The following is a 20,079-nucleotide window of genomic DNA, read 5'->3' on the forward strand; positions in this document are numbered from 1 at the left end:
CGCTGTGAGCCGCCCCGGCGTCAGCCCTTGGGCCGCGCCACCGGCACCCGCAGCGGCCGGGCCAGCCCCACCACACCCTCGTCCAGCCGCTGGAGATGCCGCAGCACCCGGTCGGTGACCCGGCCGAAGCGCGGTGACCCGGGGACGGCGGGCTCCAGCAGGGAGGCGATGCTCGGCCCCGTCTCCACCTCGTCGGCGGATCGCTCGTCCGCCACACGGGCCGCGGTCGCCCCGATGTTGTGCAGAATGCGCCGCCCCGCCCCACGCAGCCGGGGATCCGCCGCGATCGACGGGTGGGTGGGCAGCAGCTCGGCCGTCGCGGCCAGGGAACGCGCGTGGTACGCACAGGTCTCCAGCAGCGCGACGACATACCGTGCGGTGTCCCGCCGGGCCCGCAGCGGGGTGACGGGGTGGGTGAGCGGCTGGGTGGCGGCCCGCAGGTCGGCCAGCGCCTGGTCCAGGTCGCGGGCCTTGTCGAGGAGCTCGGCCGGAGGCCCGCCGCTGAGCTGGTCCACCGCCGTCTCGGTGACGTCCGCGAGCCGGTCCAGCACCGCGACGAGAAGGTCGTTCGTACGGCGGTCGGTGCGCACCGGCAGCACCAGCGCCGCCGCGAGGACCCCGCAGGCCGCGCCGAGCGCGGTCTCCTCCACCCGCAGCACCAGCACCGACAGGCTGTACGTGTGCAGCAGGGTGTACAGCACGCCCAGCGCGGCCGTGACGAAGAAGGACATCAACGTGTACGACAGCGGCGCGGTGTAGAACATCAGAAAGACGCAGACCAGCACCACCGCGAACGCCGTCCAGGTGTGGTGGCCGACCAGCCCCGCGAGACCGATGCCGGCCACCACCCCGAGCACGGTGCCCAGGAGCCGCCGGTAGCCCTTGACCAGGATCTCGCCCGTGGAGGCGGTGTTGATGAACACGATCCAGCAGGTCAGCACCGCCCAGTACCAGCGCTGACTGGACAGCAGCTCACCGCCCACGATGGCCAGCGACGACCCCACCGCGACCTGCACGGCCGCCCGGGTCGTGGGCCGCCGCAACCCCGTCGGCGCCTCCCGTGCGGACTCCTCGCCGGCGTCGATGGCCGCGTCCTCGGCGTCCAGTTCCTCGCGCGAACGGGTCGTGGCCGGGCTGTCGTCGGACTCGTCCTGCGGCCCGTCCAGAGCGATCCGCAGCCCCAGCACCGCGCGGGCCGCCTCGCCGATGCCCCGGAAGACGTCCTGGACGGCCGGTGGCGCCGCCGGCAGGTTCTCCTCGTCCCGGTAGCCAAGGAGGCGGTTGCGCACCTGGGAGAGCCCCGTTCCGGGCCGCGTGGCGACCGGCCGCAGCACGAGCAGCCGCAGCGCCTCCAGATCACGCCGCACGGTGTCCGTCGCCCGGTCCCGCACCGGCAGCGATCCGCTCGGCGGCACCGGCGCACCGGGCAGATGCAGCGTGAGCGTGTCCGCCCGCTCGGCGCTGCGCGCGGTCAGCAGCATCAGACCGAGCCGCTCGGCGGCGACCTCGGCGTCCGCGACGCGCCGCTGCACGAGCCGCGCCACCGCTTCGTCGGCGGTCCCCTCCTCCAGCCGGCCCTGGATCATCAATGCCGTCTCGTGCAGCCGGGCCGTGCCCTCGCGCACATGCTCCAGGGCCTTCTCCACCTCCTCCGGCCCTCCCGCGTCGAGCAGTTCGAGCTGCGCCGCCACCAGCTGGGCCAGCCGGGCCCGGAAGGCCTCCCGGAGCCGCTCCAGCATCCCCGTCGGCGTCTCGGGCACCAGCGCGAAGCGCGCGACGGCACTGGCCAGGAAGGCGACGACGAGAGTGCCGTAGAGCTCGGGCAACGCGGAGACGGTGGCACCGACGAACAGGGACGCGAAGTAGACCTGGAACCCGATCAGTCCGAGCGCGGTGCCCCGGTCCCCGTACCGGCGCCCGTAGACGGCGCAGAAGATCAACGCGACGAAGAACAGGTCGCCGGCCACCACATGGGAGCGCAGCAGCGCGGCGAGGGTGACGGCGGCCAGCGCCACCGGCAGGCCCAGCGCGAGGGTGACGGCCTGCCGGGCACGCTGCTTCTCCCGGATGGCGAAGGTGGCGACCATGGCCGCGATCGCCCCCGCCACCAGATGGGACACCTCGGCCCGCAGCAGGCCGAGCACGGCCAGCGTGAGCGCGATGGCGCCCACCGTCCGCAGCCCGGCCGCCAGCCGCAGCAGTCCGGGATCGGACGCGGCCACCAGATCCCGCAGCCGCGCCCGCCCCGGACGACGCACCTCTCGCACCCCCGGCGTACTACTCCTGACGATCCGTCCCCTCGACATGCGCCTGGACCTGCTCCGGCGTCAGATACGAGTTGGTGTACTCGAAGTCGTGGAGCTTGGCGGCCTTGCGGGCCTGGAACCCGGTGCGCACGAAATCGTCACCGGCCAGCGCGTTGAGCGTCCAGTTGGTCGCGACCCGCACCTTGGCGACATTGGTGCGCAGCGCCGCCCAGTGGTAACCGCGGGCCGCGGCCTGGGCGGGCAGACCGCGCAGTTCGATGCCGAGCGGCTTGGACACGGCGTCCTTGCCGCCGAGGTCGACGACGAGACCGAGGTCCTTGTGGCTGTACGGCGTCGTCGACTGCCCCCGCAGGGTGGCGATGACGTTGTCGGCGACGTGCTTGCCCTGGCGCATCGCGTGCTGGGCCGTGGGCGGGCACACCGCGCCCTCCTCACCCTTGGCCTCGTCGGGCACCGCGGCGGAGTCACCGAGCGCGAACACGCCGTCGTGACCCGGCAGGTTCATGTCCGCGGTGACCGCGAGCCTCCCGCGGACCGTCTCCGCGCCGAGCGTCGCGATGAGCGGGCTCGCGACCACACCGGCGGTCCAGATCAGGGTGCGGGTGGGGACCACCCGGCCGTCGGTGAAGGTGACCTCCTCGGGACCCGCCTTGGCGATGGACGTGCCCAGCGAGATCTCGATACCGCGTTTGGTGAGGATCTGCTGCGCGGTGCTGCCCAGCTTGTCGCCCAGCTCGGGCATCAGCTTGGGCGCGATGTCGATCAGATGCCACTTGATGAGCCCCGGATCGATGCGCGGATAACGCCTGACGGCCGCGTGCGTGAGCTTCTGGAGGCACGCCGCGGTCTCGGTGCCCGCGTAGCCGCCGCCCACGACCACGAACTGCAACCGCGAGGCACGTTCGGCCTCGTCATGGCTGGCGTCGGCGAGGTCGAGCTGCGCGATGACATGGTCACGGACGTACGCGGCCTCGGCGAGGGTCTTCATACCGAACGCGTTGTCGGTGAGGCCGGGGATGTCGAAGGTACGGGTGACGCTGCCGGGGGCCAGCACGATGTAGTCGTACGGCACGTCGACGATCTCGTCGGTGATGGTGCGGACGACGCAGACCTTGGACTTGAGGTCCACGCCGATGGCACCGCCCGGGATGATCCGGGTGCGGTACTTCTTGCTGCGGCGCAGCGAGACGGCGATCGACTGGGGCGTCAGCACCCCGGAGGCGACCTGGGGGAGCAGCGGAAGGTAGAGCTGGTAGGCGAACGGCGTCACCAGCGTGACGTCGGCCTCGTCGAGGGCGAGCCTGCGTTCCAGCCGGCGAACGCACTCCACGCCGGCGAAGCCTGCGCCAACCACCAGGATCCTGGGTCGTGTCACGGTCTTTCTTCCCTTCTGCGGCTCCGGCGGTCCGAGTCGGACGCCGTTCGCCTGCCCTGGATCTCCGCTTCGCAACATCGATCCCACCGTGCCTCATGCCGTTCCGCCAGCCGGGTGCGGCAGGCAGACGAACGCGTCGTGCACCACCATGCCCGTCACGGTGCTCCCGCGCACCGGCTGAGAGCGAATGTCGTGTGTCTCACCAGGGCAGAAACACGTGCACGTCCTTGCCGTTGCCCTCCGTCACCACACTCACCTGGTCGCACAGGGCATGGATCAGATGCCAGCCGACACCGCCACCGCCGCTGCTCGGGTGAAAGGAACGCGGGGCCGGTGGGGCGGGACTCGTGTCGTGCACGGTCACATGGACGCCGTCGAAGGTACGGCGCATGGACAGGTCGAAAGGTCCCGGGGCGTACTGGACGGCGTTGGCGGCCAGCTCCGTGACGACGAGCAGGATGTCGTCCCAGTGCTCGGGCGTCGCGGGCGGCGAGGCCTGCGCGAGCGCGTACAGGAACTCGTCCGCGGCGATCCGCGCGGCTGAGACGCTCTGCGGCTCACCGGCGAAGCTCGTGGTGAGACTCGGGATCTCCACGGAGGCCAATGGTGCTTCCTGCCTGGTTCGCGTGCCGGTCCTGTACGGCGGCCCTGAGGGCGCCACTCCTGCGGGTTCCCGGGGGCGCTGAGGTCAATCGGACTCCCGGGACCCGGATTCGGGTCACCGGAACACGTTGTCCGAGTCGTCCCAGCCCGTGAGCTCCTCCCGCGCCCACTCCCGGGAGCCGCGGGAGCGCGCCTGGTACATCGCGTCGATCTCGAACGCGTAGTGCTCGACGATCGCGTCCCGGCGCAGCTTCATCGAGGGCGTCAGCAGTGCGCTGGTGTGGTCGAACGGATGCGGCAGGACCCGGAACACCCGGATGGACTCCGAACGGGACACGGTGCTGTTCGCCGCGGCCACCGCGCGCCCGATCTCCTCCCGCAGCGTGTTCTCCTCGCGCGCCTCCCGGCTCGGTGAGTCACCCGGCATCGCGAGCCCGCCGCGCCAGTGGGCCAGGAACTCCGGGTCCAGGGTGAGCAGCGCGCCCACACAGGGCCGGTTGTCGCCCACGAGGACCGCCTGGTGGATGAGCGGATGCATACGCAGCCGCTGCTCCAGGAAGGCCGGGGCCACGCTCTTGCCGCCGCTGGTGATGATGACGTCCTTCTTGCGGCCGGTGATCATGAGATAGCCCTCGTGGTCCAGCTGCCCGAGGTCCCCCGTGGCCAGCCAACCGCTGCCCAGCGCGGTCCGGGTGGCGGAGTCGTCGTTGACGTACCCCTGGAACACCGATGGTCCACGCACGAGGATCTCCCCGTCGTCCGCCACCCAGATGTCCGTGCCCGGAAGGGCCTGGCCCACGGTGCCGGACTTCTCCCGGCCCACCGGCTGTGCCGTGATGCCGCCGCTCGTCTCGGTGAGCCCGTAGGCGTCGTTCACGTAGAGGCCGATGCCCTCGTAGAACAGACAGAGTTCGCGGCCCAGGGGCGAACCGCCCGAGGCCGCGCGCATCACCCGGCCGCCCAGTGCGGCCCGCAGCCTGCGGTACACCGTCCTCTCGTACAGCGCGTGTTGCAGCCGCAGGTCCAGGCCGGGTCCCGGCCCCAGGCCCAGCCGATGGCGTTCGACGGCCGACGCGAAGTCCCGTGCCGTCTCCGCGGCCCGCTCGAACAGTGCGCCGCGGCCCGCCTCCTGGGCGATCCGCAGGAAGTTCTTGTAGATCTTCTCGAACAGCGACGGCACGCCGCAGAAATACGTGGGGCGGAACGACCGCAGGGACGCCGACAGCGTCTGCGCGCTCAGGTCGGGCTCGTGCCCCATCAGCAGACCGCCGCGGATGCACAGGGACTGCACCAGCATGCCGTACACATGGGAGAACGGCAGGAACACGAGGACCGAGCCCTGGCCGCCCGGTGGCACCACGGTGTGGCCCCAGCCCTCGAAGAGCGTGTCGCAGGCGCTCGCCAGACCGCGGTGGCTCAACGCGCAGCCCAGCGGCCGGCCCGTGGTGCCGGAGGTGTACACGACGGCCGCGGTGGAGTTCGGCATCACGATGCGGCGCAGCGACTCGACCGTGGTGAGCGGGATGAACTCGCCCCGCTTCACGAGCTGTTCCAGTGACCCGTCGTCCAACTGCCAGACATGGCGCAGCCGTGGCAGCGACGCGCACACCGAGCCCACCGTCATCACGCTCTGTTCGTCCTCGACGAACACGCCGACACAGTCCGCGTCCTGAAGGATCCAGGCGACCTGATCGCGCGACGACGTCGGATAGATCGGCACGACCTCGGCGCCGACGGCCCACAGCGCATGGCTGATCACCGTCCACTCGTAACGGGTGCGCGCCATGATCGCGACCCGGTGGCCGGGCGAGATCCCGGAGGCGACCAGGCCCTTGGCGAGGTCGACGACCTCGTCCCGCACCTCCACGGCGGTCACCTCCTCCCACACGCTGGAGGCGGGGTCGGGGCGGCGCGCGAGCATCGGCTGGGTGGGGTTCCGGGCCGCCGTCTCGAAGACGCTGTCGGCGAGTCCACCGGTCAGCGGCGAGACGGACGGGGGAGCGAGGGCGACGTCGCGCATGCGCTGCTCCTGATGTGTACGGGGTGTGACTCCACCGATGAGAACTGTTATCGGCGGTGCCCGAATCTAGCCCAGGTCAGCGCGTTCGACGAAGGGATTCGACAACTAGCTCCGAGTTGATGATCTCGAAGAGGTCTCGGCACCCGCCGCGTGTCGAAGGGGATCGTCCCGTCGTCGAGGATCACACAGGCGACAGCCACACGGTCGCCAGCGGCGGCAGGGTGAGCCGTACGACGCCGTCCTCCGGCTTCACCGGGTCGGGACAGGTGACGGCACCGCCGCCGTAGCGTTCCGCGTCGGTGTTGAGGACCTCCTGCCAGGCGGGGACGTCCCCCGGGATGGCGAGGCGGTAGTCGTGGCGGACGACGGGGGAGAAGTTGGAGACGGCGAGAAGGGGGGTTCCGTGGGCGTCGAAGCGGAGGAAGGCGAAGACGTTGTCGTCGGCCGCGTCTCCCACGATCCACCGGAAGCCGTCCGGAGTCGTGTCCCGCTGCCACAGGGCGGGCGTCGCCCGGTAGACGGTGTTGAGGTCACGGACCAGATCCTGTACCCCGCGGTGGTCGGCCTCGGCGCCGTAGCCGGGGTCGAGGAGCCACCAGTCCGGGCCGTCGGCCTCCGACCACTCCGCTCCCTGGGCGAATTCCTGGCCCATGAAGAGGAGTTGTTTGCCGGGGTGGGCCCACATGAAGGCGAGGTAGGCGCGGTGGGTGGCGCGTTGTTGCCACCAGTCGCCGGGCATCTTGGAGACGAGTGAGCGTTTGCCGTGGACGACTTCGTCGTGGGAGATGGGCAGGACGTAGTTCTCGCTGTAGGCGTAGACCATGGAGAAGGTCATCTCGTGGTGGTGGTACTTGCGGTGGACCGGCTCGTGCTGGACGTAGCCCAGGGAGTCGTGCATCCAGCCCATGTTCCACTTCAGGCCGAACCCCAGACCGCCGCTCTCCGTCGGCCGCGTCACCCCGCCCCACGCGGTGGACTCCTCGGCGATCGTCATGACCCCCGGCACCCGCCGGTACACGGTGGCGTTCATCTCCTGGAGGAACGCCATCGCGTCGAGATCCTCACGCCCGCCGAACACATTGGGCGTCCACTGACCGGAGTCCCGTGAGTAGTCGAGGTAGAGCATCGAGGCGACCGCGTCCACCCGCAGCCCGTCGATGTGGAACTCCTCGCACCAGTAGACGGCGTTGGCGACCAGGAAGTTGCGCACCTCGACCCGCCCGAAGTCGAACTCGTACGTCCCCCAGTCCGGATGCTCGGCCCGCCGCCAGTCTCCCGGCTCGTACAGCGGCTCCCCGTCGAACCGCCCCAACGCCCAGTCGTCCTTGGGGAAATGAGCCGGAACCCAGTCCATGATCACGCCGAGGCCGGCCCGGTGCAGGGCGTCCACCAGATACCGGAAGTCGTCCGGCGAGCCCAGCCGCGAGGTCGGCGCGTAGAACCCGGTGACCTGGTAGCCCCAGGAGCCGCCGAAGGGATGCTCGGCGACCGGCATCAGCTCGACATGGGTGAACCCGAGGTCCTTGACGTACGCCGGGAGTTCCTCGGCGAGTTGACGGTACGTCAGTCCCCGCCGCCAGGACGGCAGATGGACCTCGTACACCGAGAACGGAGCCTCGTGCACCGGCACGTCCCCGCGCCGCTCCAGCCACTCCTGGTCGCCCCACTCGTAGCGGGAGGCCGTCACCACGGACGCCGTCGCGGGCGGTACCTCGGTACCGCGAGCCATCGGGTCGGCCTTGAGGAAGCGGTCACCGGCGCGCGACGTGATCTCGAACTTGTACCGGGTGCCCTCGCCGATGCCCGGCAGGAACAGCTCCCACACCCCGGACGCGCCGAGGGAGCGCATCGGGAACGCCGTCCCGTCCCAGCAGGTGAACTCCCCGGCGACCCGCACGCCTTGCGCGTTGGGCGCCCACACCGTGAAACGGGTGCCGGTCACACCCTGATGGGTCATGGGCTCGGCGCCGAGCGCCTTCCACAGCTCCTCGTGCCGACCCTCGCGGATGAGATGCAGATCGACATCGCCGAGGGCGGGCAGGAAGCGGTACGGGTCGTGCACCTCCTGCTCGCCGTCGTCCTCGTAGGACACCAGCAGCGTGTACGGGGGAACCGCCTCCAGCGGGAGTACGCCGGCGAAGAGGCCGTCGCCCTCGGACGAGAGCCTGCTGCGCTCACCGTCGACGACCACGTCCACGGCACGGGCGAAGGGCCGCAGCGCCCGGAAGGCGATCCCGCCCGGCACCGGGTGGGCGCCGAGCAGGGAGTGCGGGTCGTGATGGGCGCCCGACAGCAGCCGCGTGCGGTCGACGGGGTCCAGGGCGGGCGCGCCACGGCAGGGGAGCGGGCCGCCGGCCTCGGGGGGTGAGGTGTCGCGCAGTGCCATGACCTCAGGCTCCTCTCACGGCGAGACGCTCGATCGCCGCCATCGGCACGGGCAGCCAGTCGGGCCGGTGCCGGGCCTCGTACAGGACTTCGTACACGGCGCGGTCCGTCTCGTAGGCGCGCAGCAGACCGTGCTTCTTGCGCGGGTCCCACCCGGCCAGCGAGGCGTACCCCGCGCAGTAGGCCTCACGGCAGCGGCGCGCCCACTCCGGACGCCAGGGGCGGCGCTGGCGGGCCGCGTAGTCGAAGGAACGCAGCATGCCGGCGATGTCCCGCACGGGGGAGTGGGTACTGCGGCGCTCGGCGAGGGGGCGGGACGGCTCCCCCTCGAAGTCGATCACGAACCACTCGCGGCCGGCCCGCAGCACCTGCCCCAGATGCAGATCACCGTGGATGCGCTGGGCGGGCGGACCGGGATCGCAGGTGGTGAGGGCGTCGAACGCGGTCCGCAGCGCGGGGACGTACGGCTGGAGCGCCGGTACGCAGTGCGCGGCGGCGGCGAGCCGCTCGGTCATCGCGGTCGCCGTCCGGCCGTTCTCGGCGTGTGCCCGGGAGGGGAAGGCCGCGGCCAGCGCTAGGTGCACCTCCGCCGTGGCATGCCCCAACTCGTGGGCCTGGGCCGTGAAGTCGTCACCGGAGGCGAGCGCCTGGAGAGCCAGCGTCCAGCCGTCGGACGCGGCGGGCAGGAAGGGCTGGAGCACCCCGAGCGTCGCCTCCTGGGGATGCGTCGTGCGGAACCAGGCGACCGGTGCGGGCACCCGACGGCACCCCTCGCCGGCCAGCGCGCCCGGCACCTCCAGGTCGGGGTTGACACCGGGCTGGACACGCCGGAAGACCTTGAGGATGAACGAGTCCCCGTACACCAGCGAGGAGTTGGACTGCTCGGCGTCCAGCATCCGCGGCGCGAGTCCCGCGGGTACGGACACGGACGGGTCGGCCTCGAAACACAGGGGACCCGCCGCACCGGGCCGCCGCAGCCGCTCCAGGAGCAGCTGCGCGACCCGCGGGTCCTGGAGCGCGTCGTAGACCGTCAGCCCGGCCAGTGGCCCTGCCTCCGCCCGCCCGATGAGGGCGCGGCCGAGGCGCGGCGACAGATGCTTGCGTACGCCGAGCAGCAGCTGGTAGCAGTCGCCGGCCGTGGCGGTGCCGCCGCCGGGGGCGGGGACGGCCGCGTGTCCGGTCTGCACCAGCAGATGCAGACAGCCCGGGAAAAGCTCCGTCATGGACAGCAGCGAGAGGTCCGTGACGGGCCGGTCCTTGCCCGCGAACCAGCGCTGGCGGGGCAGCCACTCGCGCAGCAGCCCGGCGAGCGAGGCCATGGGCCCGGGAGCGGTCGTACTGCCCGGGTGGGGGAATGCGGTCTTCGGCATGGTGACGCCTCCTTTCACCGGCGGTCGCTCAAGGCCGGCGGCCGATGCGGGATGCGACTCGGGAGAGCCGGAACCAGTAGAAGCCGTGCCCGGCCAGCGTCAGCAGGTACGGCAGTTCACCGATGGCGGGGAAACGGACCCCGCCGATGAGTTCCACGGGGTGGCGTCCGTCGAAAGCGCGGAGATCGAGTTCGGTGGGCTGGGCGAAGCGGGAGAAGTTGTGGACGCACAGGACGAGGTCGTCCTCGTATTCGCGCAGGAAGGCGATGACGGCGGGGTTGGAGGAGGGGAGCTCGGTGTAGGAGCCGAGGCCGAAGGCGGGGTTCTGTTTGCGGATCTCGATCATGCGGCGGGTCCAGTGCAGCAGCGAGGAGGGCGAGGACATCGACGCCTCGACGTTGGTGACCTGGTAGCCGTGGACGGGGTCCATGATGGTGGGCAGGTAGAGCCGTCCGGGGTCACAGGAGGAAAAACCCGCGTTGCGGTCGGGTGTCCACTGCATCGGGGTGCGCACGGCGTCGCGGTCGCCGAGCCAGATGTTGTCGCCCATGCCGATCTCGTCGCCGTAGTAGAGGATCGGTGAGCCGGGCAGGGAGAGCAGGAGTGCGGTGAAGAGTTCGATCTGGTTGCGGTCGTTGTCGAGGAGGGTGGCGAGGCGGCGGCGGATGCCGATGTTGGCGCGCATGCGGGGGTCTTTGGCGTATTCGGCCCACATGTAGTCGCGTTCCTCGTCGGTGACCATCTCCAGGGTGAGTTCGTCGTGGTTGCGCAGGAAGATGCCCCATTGGCAGCTGGAGGGGATCGCGGGGGTCTTGGCGAGGATCTCCGAGACGGGGTAGCGCGATTCGCGGCGCACGGCCATGAAGATGCGGGGCATGACGGGGAAGTGGAAGGCCATGTGGCATTCGTCGCCGCCGGACTGGTAGTCGCCGAAGTAGTCGACGACGTCCTCGGGCCACTGGTTGGCCTCCGCCAGCAACACCGTGTCCGGGTACATCAGATCGATCTCGCGGCGCACCCGCTTGAGGAAGTTGTGGCTGGCGGGGAGGTTCTCGCAGTTCGTGCCCTCGGCCGCGTACAGATAGGGGACGGCGTCGAGGCGGAAGCCGTCGATACCCAGGTCCAGCCAGAAGCGAAGGGCGGCCAGGATCTCCTCCTGGACCGCCGGGTTCTCGTAGTTGAGGTCCGGCTGGTGGGAGAAGAAGCGGTGCCAGTAGTACTGCTTGCGGACCGGGTCGAAGGTCCAGTTGGAGGCCTCGGTGTCGACGAAGATGATGCGGGCGTCGGGGTACTGCTTGTCGTCGTCGGCCCACATGTAGTAGTCGCCGTAGGGGCCGTCGGGGTCTTTGCGGGACTCCTGGAACCACGGGTGCTGGTCGCTGGTGTGGTTCATGACGAAGTCGATGATGACGCGCATGCCGCGCTGGTGGGCGGCGTCGACGAACTCCACGAAGTCGGCGAGGTCGCCGAACTCGGGCAGGACGGCGGTGTAGTCGGAGACGTCGTAACCGCCGTCCCTGAGCGGTGACTTGAAGAAGGGCGGCAGCCAGAGGCAGTCGACGCCCAGCCATTGCAGGTAGTCGAGTTTGGCGGTGAGGCCCTTGAGGTCGCCGACGCCGTCGCCGTTGCTGTCCTGGAAGGAACGGACCAGCACCTCGTAGAAGACGGCGCGCTTGAACCAGTCGGGGTCCCGGTCCTTCGCGGGAGTGTCCTCGAAGGTGTCCTGGACGGGCTCGTTGACAGTCATGACGCTCTTGACCCTCCGGTCTCGGATGCCGATGGCTGGACATGGAGCACGTGCGCGGGCGCCCGACCGGGTTCGAGGCGTACATAGTTGGTCCGGCCCCAGTGGTAGGTCTCACCCGTCAGTTCGTCGTGCACGGACACGGATGGGTTCCCGTCCAGGCCGAGTTGCGGCATGTCCAACGAGACCGTCGCCTCCTGGGTGTGATGAGGGTCGAGGTTGACGACCACCAGAACCGTGTCCGGGCCGGTGCGCTTGCTGTACGCGATCACCGCGTCGTTGTCGGTGTGGTGGAAGTGGATGTTCCTGAGCCGCCGCAGGGCGGGGTGGCCCCGACGGACCGCGTTCAACCGGGTGATCAGGGGGGCGATGGTGTCGGGGGTGTCCCAGTCGCGGGGGCGCAGCTGGTACTTCTCCGAGTCGAGGTATTCCTCGCTGCCCTCGCGCAGCGGGGTGTTCTCGCACAGTTCGTAGCCGCTGTAGATGCCCCAGGTGGGCGAGAGGGTGGCGGCCAGGACCGCGCGGACCTCGAAGGCGGGCCGGCCGCCCTGTTGGAGGTAGGCGTGCAGGATGTCGGGGGTGTTGGCGAAGAAGTTGGGCCGCATGGAGGCGGCCGCCTCACCGGACAGCTCGCCCAGATAGGCGGTGAGTTCCTCCTTGGTGTTGCGCCAGGTGAAGTAGGTGTAGGACTGCTGGAAGCCGATCTCGCCCAGGGTGCGCATCATCGCCGGCCGGGTGAACGCCTCGGCCAGGAAGATCACATCCGGGCCGCCGGCGTTGACCTCCGCGATCACCCGCTGCCAGAACAGGACCGGCTTGGTGTGCGGATTGTCGACCCGGAAGATCCGCACACCGTGCTCCATCCAGAACCTGAGCACCCGCACCGTCTCCGCGACCAGACCCTCCAGATCCGCGTCGAAGGCGATCGGGTAGATGTCCTGGTACTTCTTCGGCGGATTCTCCGCATAGGCGATCGTGCCGTCCGCACGGTGATGGAACCACTCCGGATGCTTCTGCACCCACGGGTGGTCGGGGGAGCACTGCAACGCGAAGTCCAGCGCGATCTCCAGACCGTGCGAGGCGGCCTGCCCCACGAACCAGTCGAAGTCCTCGATCGTCCCCAGATCCGGGTGCACCGCGTCGTGCCCGCCCTCCGGCGAACCGATCGCCCACGGCACCCCCACATCCTGCGCGGTCGCCGACAGCGTGTTGTTCGGGCCCTTGCGAAACGTCGTCCCGATCGGATGCACCGGCGGCAGATACACCACGTCGAAACCCATCGCCGCGATCGCCCCCAACCGCCGCGCCGCCGTACGGAACGTGCCGTGCGGACACTCCGGCGTGCCCTCCGAACGCGGAAAGAACTCGTACCAGGACCCGTACAACGCCCGCTCCCGCTCCACCAGCAGCGGCAACACCTCCGACACCGTCACCAACTCCCGCAACGGATACCGCGCCAACACCGCGTCCACCTCCGGCGCCAACGCCCCCGCCAACCGCGCCGAGACCGGCAGCGCATCCTCGCGCAACGACTCCGCGGCGGCCAGCACCACCCCGCGCCCCCGTTCCTCCGGCACCCCGGCCGCCGCGCGGAGGTAGAGGTCGGCGCCCTCCTCCAGGACCAGGCCGACGTCGATGCCGGCCGGGATCTTGATGCCGGCGTGGCGGCGCCAGGTGGCGACCGGGTCGCTCCAGGCCTCCACGTGATAACTCCAGCGGCCCAGGGCGTCGGGCGTGACGTCGGCGCCCCAGCGGTCGGTGCCGGGAGCCAGCTCACGCATCGGCGTCCAGGGACCCCGGCGCCCTTCGGGGTCGGTGAGCACGACGTCGGCGGCGACCGCGTCATGCCCCTCGCGGAACACCGTGGCGGTCACCTGGAACGTTTCCCCGACGACGGCCTTGGCCGGGCTCCTGCCGCCGTCGACGGCCGGACGGACATCCCGGATCGGGATACGGCCGATGGTGTCGCTCGCCCTCACGCTCGCCCTCGCGTTCGCACTCGCGTCCGCACTCATGGGTCTCACCTCCGCCGTGCTCGAGGCCGGGCCCGTGGCCCGGCCGGGGGTCGAAGCTGCGCCGGAAGGGGATCTACCTTCCCGCGGGGGTGCGCAGGAGTGTCACCGGCGGGCCCCGCCTGGCCGAGGCGGTCTCGCACAGGCGCTCGTCCTGCTCGCGGAGATAGGTGAGGAGGTTCGTCCGCAGATAGCGTTCCGCGGCGTCCGCGGCCTCCCGCGCACAGCGTTTTCCCATGAGTACGCAGAGGGTGTAGCCCGAGTCCTCGAAGGTGGCCCGCGCCCCGCGGTCGGCGGGGGAGGCCAGCATCACGCGCTCCCAGGCGCGGTAACGCCGCAGTTGCCGGGCGACTTCGGCCTTGGCCGGTAGCAGCATGGCGCCGTTCACCTTCCATGAGGGTTTCACTCATGGTGCACGGGTGGCGACGCAGCGTCTTGTTGGTTCTTCAACCACCTCGCCGGTCGCTCGTGTTGCACGAATGGCGTAGCACTCCCACAGTTGAGGTGACTCAGAAGCGATCACTGCTCACGCTGTGCGTTCGGGGCTCGTCCCACCGGGGCGAGGAGGAGCGGGAGCCTCGCCGGTGAGGAGCCAACGACGATGAAGACCGCAGTGCCCCGCTACTACCACCTCGATGTGGACGTCACCCCGGAACGGGTCGGCCAGGTCAGCCGCATTCTGGCCGCCCACCTCCGGTACTGGGACCTCGACAACCTGGTCGAGCCCGTCTGCCGCGGTGCCGAGCTGCTGCTGAAGGCCATCGACGAGCACGCGACCGACAAGTTCACCTCGATCGAGATGTGGTGGAACGGTCAGCACCTCATCACGGCCGTCGGCGACAACGACCGCGATCTGCGCCCGGACCAGGATCTGCGCGGCTGCCTGGAGCACCTCGCGGCGATGAGCGACGGCTGGGGGTGCTGTGCCACGGACACCGGCAGCAAGGTCATCTGGTTCTCGCAGCGTGCCCGGTCCGGCGAACGCGTCCCGCTGGTGCCGACGGCGCCCGTGCCGGGTGTCCGCGAGGTGCTTCAGGTGCCTCGCGAGGAACCGGTCGTGGGCGTCCTGGAGGATGCCCGGTGACCGCAGCGCGCCGTCGCAACGCAGGGGTGCCCGTGTGGAGCGGGCACCCCTACCCGTTGGGTGCCGCCTTCGACGGTCGCGGCACCAACTTCGCGCTGTTCAGCGAGGTCGCCGAATGTGTCGAACTCGTCCTGGTGGAGGACGACGGCAGCCATCACAGCGTCCCCCTCGCCGAGGTCGACGGCTTCGTCTGGCACTGCTACCTGCCCGGGATCGGGCCCGGACAGCGCTACGGCTACCGGGTGCACGGACCCTGGCACCCCGAGCTCGGCCACCGCTGCAACCCCGCGAAACTGCTGCTCGATCCGTACAGCCGGGCGGTGGACGGGCAGGTGGACGATCACCCCGCGCTCCACGACCCGGCCGCCGACAGCGCCGGACACACCATGCTCGGTGTGGTCACCGACCCGTTCTTCGACTGGGGCGAGGACCGTCCGCCCCGGCGGCCCTACGCCGACACCGTCATCTACGAGGCCCACGTGCGCGGCCTGACCCGCACCCACCCCGACGTCCCGGCCGAACTCCGCGGCACCTACGCCGGGTTGGCGCACCCCGCGGTCGTCGGGCATCTGACGTCCCTGGGGGTGACGGCGATCGAGCTGATGCCGGTGCACCAGTTCGTCCAGGACGGGGTGCTGCGGGGCCGTGGCCTGTCCAACTACTGGGGCTACAACACGATCGGCTTCTTCGCCCCGCACAACGCCTACGCCGCCCGCGGCACCCGCGGTCAGCAGGTCAACGAGTTCAAGTCGATGGTGCGGGCACTGCACGCGGCCGGCCTCGAAGTGATCCTGGACGTCGTCTACAACCACACCGCCGAAGGCAACGAGAAGGGGCCGACGCTCTCCTTCCGGGGCATCGACAACGCCTCCTACTACCGTCTGGTGGACGGCGACTGGGGGCACTACTACGACACCACCGGCACCGGGAACAGCCTGCTGATGCGGCACCCCTACGTGCTCCAGCTGATCATGGACTCGCTGCGCTACTGGGTCACCGAGATGCATGTCGACGGCTTCCGCTTCGACCTCGCGGCGACCCTGGCCCGGCAGTTCCACGAGGTGGACCGGCTCTCGGCGTTCTTCGACCTGATCCAGCAGGACCCGGTGATCAGCCGCGTCAAGCTGATCGCGGAACCGTGGGACGTGGGCGAGGGCGGCTACCAGGTGGGCAACTTCCCGCCCCTGTGGTCGGAGTGGAACGGCAAGTACCGGGACACCGTGCGGGACTTCTGGCGCGGCGGCGAGCACACGCTCGGTGCCTTCGCCTCCCGGCTGACCGGCTCCTCCGACCTCTACCAGCACAGCCGGCGCCGACCGCGGGCCAGCGTGAACTTCGTGACCGCGCACGACGGTTTCACCCTGCGCGACCTCGTCTCGTACAACGACAAGCACAACGAGGCCAACGGCGAGGGCAACCGGGACGGCGAGAGCGACAACCGGTCCTGGAACTGCGGGGCGGAGGGCGAGACCGAGGACGCGGCCGTACTGGAGCTGCGCGCCCGCCAGCAACGCAACTTCCTGGCCACGCTGCTGCTCTCGCAGGGCATCCCCATGCTCTGCCACGGCGACGAACTCGGCCGCACCCAGCGCGGCAACAACAACGCCTACTGCCAGGACAACGACGTCTCCTGGATCGACTGGCGGCTGACCGGCCGGCAGCGCGACCTCGCCGACTTCACGCGGTACATGATCGGACTGCGCGCCGCCCACCCCGTACTGCGCCGCCGGCGCTTCTTCCGCGGAGAGACCGTGACGCACGCGGGGCAGCCGCTGCCCGACCTCGTGTGGTTCGCGCCGGACGCGCGCGAGATGACCGACGGGGACTGGCTGCGCTCCGACGCGCACTCGGTCGGCGTCTTCCTCAACGGTGACGCCATCGCCGAACCGGACCCCTGCGGCCGACCCGTGCGGGACGACTCCTTCCTGCTCCTGCTCAACGGCTACTGGGAGCCGGTCGCCTTCCGGCTGCCGGATCCGGCGTACGGCGAGCGCTGGACGACCCTGGTCGACACCGCGGAGCCCAAGGGCGCCCCCGACGAGACGGAGCACAAGGCGGACTCGACTCTGACGGTCGAGCCCCGCAGCCTGGTCCTGCTGTCCCGGCCCTCGGTGACGACACTCCCGCTCAGCGCAGGCGGCGTGCCGTCACCGTGAACCGAGCGCCGTCGGGATCGCGCAGCACGGCCTCGTCGTCGCCCTTCGACAGCACACCGCCCCCGTGCCGCTCCGCGGCCCGGGCGCAGGCGCCGGGGTCCGGGACGGCGAAGTGCACCTGCCAGTGCGGCCGAAGAGCGGGGTCGGGCGCCGCGTCCAGCGCCCCCGACCCGATCCGGGCCACGACGTCGCCCTCGCTGCGCAGCACGACCTCGCCGCCCTCGTAGCGGACCTCGCAGCAGTCGGGGCGGTCCGAGGCCCAGTCGAGGATCTCGCCGTAGAAGATGGCGGCGTCGAAGGCGTCCCGCGTGTGCAGTCTGATGAAGGTCGGGGCCGCGCGGCGCCAGTTCCCCCAGTCGGCGAAGAGCTCCCCCTCCCAGATCCCGAAGGCCGCCCCGTCCCGGTCGGCCAGCAGCGCCGCCCGCCCGGGCGGGAAGGAGAGCGGTCCGACGGCGGCCGTGCCGCCCCGCTCCCGCACCCGGGCCACGACCTCGTCCGCGCTGCGCACGGCGAAGTACGGGGTCCACGCCACCGCCGTCCGCCACATCGCGGCGACCGCGGCGATCCCGGCCACCGGCGTGTCGTCCACCACGGCCACCCGGAACCGGTCGCCGAGCTGGGCCGAGCGCCATCGCCAGCCGAGGACCGCGGTGTAGAACGCCTCGGCGGCCTCCTGGTCCCGGGTGGTCAGGCTCACCCAGCAGGGGGCGCCGAACACGGCGTGCGTGGAGACGACGTCCGTCGTGCCACCGGGTCGTCTGGTGTCGTGGTTCATGGCAGTTCCGCGTCCTGGTCTCGCCGGCCGGCAGCCACCGGTCTCCTCACAGTGTCCAACCGGAACCGCACCGGGCGCCTGTCGAGTACCCGGCGGACGTGGCCGAAACCCGTGGTGGCCCTCGTTTTCGTACGTCATTGCTTGACTGTTCGTTGGGTCTATTACCTCTGCTACAGAGGTAATCTCGATCGCGTGGAACAGGAACAGGAGACCTTCCCCGAAGAGCTCGCCGACGCGCTCGTCGGTGTCCAGCGGCTGATCCGGCGCCGGTTGCGCCGCGAGATGCCCGCACCGCGGTTGCGCGGCGCCGAGGTGGAACTGCTGCGGCTGGTCGTGGACCGGCCCGGGATCGGCATCTCGGACGCCGCCAAGGAGCTGTATCTGGCGAGCAACTCGGTGTCGACGCTCGTCAACCAGCTGGCCCGGCAGGGCTATCTGGTCCGCGAGACCGACCCGGCAGACCGGCGGGCCGCCCGTCTGATGCCGACCCCCGCGGCCGGGGCGCGGCTCGGCGAATGGCGCACACGCCGCGCCGACCTCGTACGACACCAGGTGGCCCGGCTCGACGAGGCCGACCTGGAAACCCTTGCGGCGGCGATCCCGGCCCTGCGCCGCCTGGCCGACAACCTGGGGGAGGAACCGTGACACAGGACGCCGTCACCTGCACCGGACTCGTGTACGCCTTCGGTGACACCAACGCCGTCGACGGGCTCGACCTCACCGTGGCCGACGGCGAGGTCTTCGGACTGCTCGGCCCCAACGGCGCCGGGAAGACCACGGCGATCCGCTGCATGACCACCCTCCTGCCGGTACCCGCGGGCATGGTCCGCGTCTTCGGGCACGACACCGCCGGGGACCGCATGGCGGTGCGGCGGCTCCTCGGCTACGTGCCGCAGCAGCTGTCCGCCGACCAGAGCCTGACCGGACGCGAGAACGTCGCCCTGTTCGCCCGGGTCTTCGACGTGTCCCGCCACGAGCGCGCCGCCCGCGTCGCCCAGGCCCTCGACGCCGTCGACCTCACCGACGCCGCCGACCGGCTCGCCAAGACCTACTCCGGCGGCATGGTCCGCCGCCTCGAACTCGCCCAGGCCCTGGTCAGCGCGCCCCGGCTGCTGATCCTCGACGAGCCGACCATCGGCCTCGACCCGATCGCCCGGACCGGTGTGTGGGAGCACATCAACGCCGTCCGCGCGGCCACCGGCATGACCGTGCTGGTCACCACCCACTACATGGACGAGGCCGACCAGTACTGCGACCGGGTCGCCCTCATGCACCGCGGCCGCGTCCGCGCCCTCGGCACCCCCACCGAGCTGAGGCAGAGGCTCGCCGTACAACGCAACACGCAGGCCCTGCCCACGCTGGAGGACGTCTTCCGCGACCTCGCCGGCAGCGGACTCGACGACCAGTCAGGAGACTTCCGCGATGTCCGAAGCACCCGCCGCACCGCAGGCCGTGTCGGCTGACCGCATCGGTCTGCTGCTGAAGCCGCCACAGCCCCGCGCGGGCTGGCGGCTGCTCCCCGCCAGGGTCGGGGCCATGTGCGCCGTCGAACTCCAGAAGCTGCGCCACGACCGCACCGAGCTCTACACCCGGGCCGTCCAACCCGCCCTGTGGCTGCTGATCTTCGGCCAGACCTTCACCCGGATCAAGGCGATCCCCACCGGTGGCATCCCCTACATCGACTATCTGGCACCCGGCATCATCGCCCAGTCCGCGATGTTCATCGCCATCTTCTACGGCATCCAGATCATCTGGGAACGGGACGCGGGCATCCTCAACAAGCTCCTCGTCACCCCGACCCCGCGCTCGGCACTGATCACCGGGAAGGCGTTCGCGGCCGGAGTGAAGTCGCTGGTCCAGGCCGTCGTCGTGATCCTCATCGCCGCGGTGCTCGGCGTCGCCCTGACCTGGAACCCGCTGAAACTGCTCGGCGTCGCCGCGGTCGTCGTCCTCGGATCCGCCTTCTTCTCCTGCCTGTCCATGACCATCGCGGGCATCGTCCTCAGCCGCGACCGGCTGATGGGCTTCGGACAGGCCATCACCATGCCGCTGTTCTTCGGCTCCAACGCCCTCTACCCGCTGTCCGTCATGCCCGGCTGGCTCCAGGCGGTCAGCAAGGTCAACCCGCTCAGCTATCAGGTGGACGCCCTGCGCGGACTCCTCCTCGGCACGCCCGCCCATCTCGCGCTCGACTTCGCGGTGCTGTTCGTCGCCGCCGCACTGGGCATCGCCGCGGCCTCGTCGCTGCTCGGTCGTCTCGCGCGCTGATCATGCACACGGACGTGATG

At 70.6% G+C, this 20,079-nt stretch carries 15 protein-coding genes; 5 read left to right on the forward strand and 10 right to left on the reverse strand.

Annotation, left to right across the window (positions count from 1 at the left end):
- Window positions 1-20: 20 nt before the first annotated feature.
- The 9 genes from HLK59_RS06030 to HLK59_RS06070 all read right to left on the reverse strand — a co-directional run bounded on the left by HLK59_RS06030 (window position 21) and on the right by HLK59_RS06070 (window position 14,152).
- The gene (locus tag HLK59_RS06030) at window positions 21-2,267 is read right to left on the reverse strand and encodes an FUSC family protein (RefSeq protein ID WP_346779656.1); all 2,247 of its coding nucleotides are present in this window, start codon (window positions 2,265-2,267) and stop codon (window positions 21-23) included.
- Between the two features lie 10 nt (window positions 2,268-2,277).
- The gene (locus tag HLK59_RS06035; RefSeq protein ID WP_346779657.1) at window positions 2,278-3,621 is read right to left on the reverse strand and encodes an NAD(P)/FAD-dependent oxidoreductase; all 1,344 of its coding nucleotides are present in this window, start codon (window positions 3,619-3,621) and stop codon (window positions 2,278-2,280) included.
- A gap of 220 nt (window positions 3,622-3,841) precedes the next feature.
- A complete protein-coding gene (locus HLK59_RS06040) occupies window positions 3,842-4,246 on the reverse strand; it encodes an ATP-binding protein (RefSeq protein ID WP_206326824.1) in 405 nt (134 codons plus the stop codon).
- 114 nt (window positions 4,247-4,360) lie between these two features.
- Window positions 4,361-6,265 carry an AMP-dependent synthetase/ligase gene (locus HLK59_RS06045; RefSeq protein WP_171140188.1) on the reverse strand — a complete coding sequence of 635 codons (1,905 nt, stop codon included), beginning with the start codon at window positions 6,263-6,265 and terminating at the stop codon, window positions 4,361-4,363.
- 181 nt (window positions 6,266-6,446) lie between these two features.
- The gene (gene glgB / locus HLK59_RS06050) at window positions 6,447-8,651 is read right to left on the reverse strand and encodes a 1,4-alpha-glucan branching enzyme (RefSeq protein ID WP_171140189.1); all 2,205 of its coding nucleotides are present in this window, start codon (window positions 8,649-8,651) and stop codon (window positions 6,447-6,449) included.
- A gap of 4 nt (window positions 8,652-8,655) precedes the next feature.
- Window positions 8,656-10,020: a maltokinase gene (locus HLK59_RS06055; protein WP_171140190.1), complete on the reverse strand. Its 1,365-nt coding sequence runs from the start codon at window positions 10,018-10,020 to the stop codon at window positions 8,656-8,658.
- A gap of 28 nt (window positions 10,021-10,048) precedes the next feature.
- Window positions 10,049-11,767: a maltose alpha-D-glucosyltransferase gene (gene treS / locus HLK59_RS06060; RefSeq protein ID WP_171140191.1), complete on the reverse strand. Its 1,719-nt coding sequence runs from the start codon at window positions 11,765-11,767 to the stop codon at window positions 10,049-10,051.
- A complete protein-coding gene (locus tag HLK59_RS06065) occupies window positions 11,764-13,779 on the reverse strand; it encodes an alpha-1,4-glucan--maltose-1-phosphate maltosyltransferase (RefSeq protein WP_171140192.1) in 2,016 nt (671 codons plus the stop codon). Before HLK59_RS06065 ends, treS begins: the two co-directional genes overlap by 4 nt.
- Before the next feature lie 73 nt (window positions 13,780-13,852).
- Window positions 13,853-14,152 (reverse strand): DUF5133 domain-containing protein, encoded by a 300-nt coding sequence (locus HLK59_RS06070; protein WP_171140193.1) that lies wholly within the window; start codon window positions 14,150-14,152, stop codon window positions 13,853-13,855.
- A gap of 225 nt (window positions 14,153-14,377) precedes the next feature.
- On the opposite strand from HLK59_RS06070, the gene HLK59_RS06075 reads away from it, so the two are divergent.
- Together HLK59_RS06075 and glgX are read left to right on the forward strand one after the other, a co-directional pair.
- Complete coding sequence (locus HLK59_RS06075) at window positions 14,378-14,860, forward strand: pep a2 (protein WP_171140194.1); 483 nt, start codon at window positions 14,378-14,380, stop codon at window positions 14,858-14,860.
- Window positions 14,861-14,886: 26 nt separating this feature from the next.
- Window positions 14,887-17,016: a glycogen debranching protein GlgX gene (glgX, locus tag HLK59_RS06080; protein WP_171140237.1), complete on the forward strand. Its 2,130-nt coding sequence runs from the start codon at window positions 14,887-14,889 to the stop codon at window positions 17,014-17,016.
- Here the strand turns inward: glgX and HLK59_RS06085 are convergent.
- Window positions 16,988-17,791, reverse strand: a complete 804-nt coding sequence (locus HLK59_RS06085; RefSeq protein ID WP_171140195.1) for a VOC family protein — start codon at window positions 17,789-17,791, stop codon at window positions 16,988-16,990. The two genes, glgX and HLK59_RS06085, sit on opposite strands and share 29 nt — an antisense overlap.
- A 192-nt stretch (window positions 17,792-17,983) precedes the next feature.
- On the opposite strand from HLK59_RS06085, the gene HLK59_RS06090 reads away from it, so the two are divergent.
- The 3 genes from HLK59_RS06090 to HLK59_RS06100 are packed head-to-tail and all read left to right on the forward strand — an operon-like array spanning window position 17,984 to window position 20,059.
- Window positions 17,984-18,436, forward strand: coding sequence for a MarR family winged helix-turn-helix transcriptional regulator (locus HLK59_RS06090; RefSeq protein WP_171140196.1), 453 nt, complete (start codon window positions 17,984-17,986; stop codon window positions 18,434-18,436).
- Entirely contained in the window at window positions 18,433-19,254 is an 822-nt protein-coding gene (locus tag HLK59_RS06095; protein ID WP_171140197.1) for an ATP-binding cassette domain-containing protein, read from the forward strand. The genes HLK59_RS06090 and HLK59_RS06095 overlap by 4 nt, the downstream gene beginning before the upstream one ends.
- Window positions 19,214-20,059: an ABC transporter permease gene (locus tag HLK59_RS06100; protein ID WP_171140198.1), complete on the forward strand. Its 846-nt coding sequence runs from the start codon at window positions 19,214-19,216 to the stop codon at window positions 20,057-20,059. The genes HLK59_RS06095 and HLK59_RS06100 overlap by 41 nt, the downstream gene beginning before the upstream one ends.
- The last annotated feature ends 20 nt before the right edge of the window (window positions 20,060-20,079 follow it).

The sequence above is a fragment of the Streptomyces sp. S3(2020) genome, from assembly GCF_013044505.1.
Taxonomy (GTDB): domain Bacteria; phylum Actinomycetota; class Actinomycetes; order Streptomycetales; family Streptomycetaceae; genus Streptomyces.

What these genes read in the sequence shown, in the direction of transcription:
- HLK59_RS06045 (WP_171140188.1), bottom strand. Translation starts at nt 6,265, where the DNA reads ATGCGCGACGTCGCCCTCGCTCCCCCGTCCGTCTCGCCGCTGACCGGT.
- glgB (WP_171140189.1), bottom strand. Translation starts at nt 8,651, where the DNA reads ATGGCACTGCGCGACACCTCACCCCCCGAGGCCGGCGGCCCGCTCCCC.
- HLK59_RS06055 (WP_171140190.1), bottom strand. Translation starts at nt 10,020, where the DNA reads ATGCCGAAGACCGCATTCCCCCACCCGGGCAGTACGACCGCTCCCGGG.
- treS (WP_171140191.1), bottom strand. Translation starts at nt 11,767, where the DNA reads ATGACTGTCAACGAGCCCGTCCAGGACACCTTCGAGGACACTCCCGCG.
- HLK59_RS06065 (WP_171140192.1), bottom strand. Translation starts at nt 13,779, where the DNA reads ATGAGTGCGGACGCGAGTGCGAACGCGAGGGCGAGCGTGAGGGCGAGC.
- HLK59_RS06070 (WP_171140193.1), bottom strand. Translation starts at nt 14,152, where the DNA reads ATGCTGCTACCGGCCAAGGCCGAAGTCGCCCGGCAACTGCGGCGTTAC.
- HLK59_RS06075 (WP_171140194.1), top strand. Translation starts at nt 14,378, where the DNA reads ATGAAGACCGCAGTGCCCCGCTACTACCACCTCGATGTGGACGTCACC.
- HLK59_RS06085 (WP_171140195.1), bottom strand. Translation starts at nt 17,791, where the DNA reads ATGAACCACGACACCAGACGACCCGGTGGCACGACGGACGTCGTCTCC.
- HLK59_RS06100 (WP_171140198.1), top strand. Translation starts at nt 19,214, where the DNA reads ATGTCCGAAGCACCCGCCGCACCGCAGGCCGTGTCGGCTGACCGCATC.